The organism is Bacillus sp. MYb56 (genome assembly GCF_002976445.1).
Lineage (GTDB): Bacteria > Bacillota > Bacilli > Bacillales > Bacillaceae_G > Bacillus_A > Bacillus_A mycoides.
On record NZ_PCOH01000122.1, the window covers coordinates 1 to 1,372 of the forward strand.

The 1,372-nt window shown below is 35.4% G+C and carries 1 protein-coding gene; it reads left to right on the forward strand.

The window, feature by feature from the left end:
- On the forward strand, positions 1 to 1,241 hold a 1,241-nt coding region (locus tag CQ058_RS31300), incomplete at its 5' end, for an IS4-like element ISBce2 family transposase (RefSeq protein WP_105590274.1).
- Positions 1,242 to 1,372 lie beyond the last annotated feature (131 nt).

Below are 1,372 nucleotides of genomic sequence, written 5' to 3' on the forward strand. Positions count from 1 at the left end.
AACTTTGTAGTCAATTAGAAACTTCAACAGGAATTTTATTAAGTCCTGAGGGACTGAATCGACGATTTAACTCGGCTTCTGTAGCCTTCTTTCGAAATGTGTTTACTACACTTCTACAAGCTAAAATTGGAGGATCATCTACAATTTCTCATTCTCTTTCTGCTTACTTTGAGCGGATTCGCATCCTTGATTCTACAACCTTTCAAGTTCCAGATCGATTCGCAGCTACTTATCCTGGTGCCGGAGGCTGTAGTCATACAGCTGGTGTGAAAATTCAATTAGAGTATGACTTGTTGAGTGGAGAGTTTTCTGATGTGAAAATTGAACCAGGAAAACGAAGTGATCAGGCATATGGGGCGACTCGAATGGACATGACACAAAAGAATGAACTATATATTCGTGACTTAGGGTATTTTCGTTTACAAGACTTTAAATCGATCCAAGATAAGGAAGGGTATTATTTATCGCGTCTTAAATTACCAACTAAAATATATAGAAAAGAATTCGAAACAGTGGTATTTAAAACAAAACCTGCTCAATTGAGACCGGTATATATACAAATTCATTTGGAAGACATCATGAACCAATTACAACCTGGCCAAGTGTATGAATTACATGATGTATATGTAGGGAGCAAAGACAAACTACCCACTCGCATTGTGGTTTATAGATGTACAGAGGAGCAAAAACAGAAACGTCTACATGATCGAGCTATTCGTGAAAAGAAAAAAGGGATTACATATACAGAGCGTACGAAACTTTTACAAGGAATTACGGTATATATGACAAACATTCCTACGGAATGGGTACCGAAAGAGAAAATCTATGATTTATATTCACTGCGTTGGCAAATTGAGCTGTTATTTAAAATATGGAAATCTTGGTTTCGAATTCATCGTTGTAAATCTATTAAACAAGAGCGATTAGAATGCCACCTTTATGGACAACTCATTAGTATCCTATTATGTTCTTCTACTATGTTTAAAATGAGAGAACTCCTGTTACGTAAGAAACAGAAAGAACTAAGTGAATATAAAGCGATGTACATAATTAAAGATTATTTCTTACTTTTTCATCAAGCACTACATAAAAACACCCAAGAATTATCAAAGATTCTCCTTCGTCTGTTTAACCTCCTACAGCGAAACGGACGAAAATCTCACAGATATGAGAAAAAAACAGTCTTTGATATTTTAGGTGTTGTGTATGAGTATACCACTTCTGCCCATCAGGTAGCATAGCGAAAAATTTGAAACCCGTCAGGGTTTATTTGATGTGCCTACTTTTATAACATCTATAAAAGATAATAAAAAACTACGTGGAAAGACCGCATTTTGTATAAAAATATACGTTAAGTTGATGGATGTGGGGT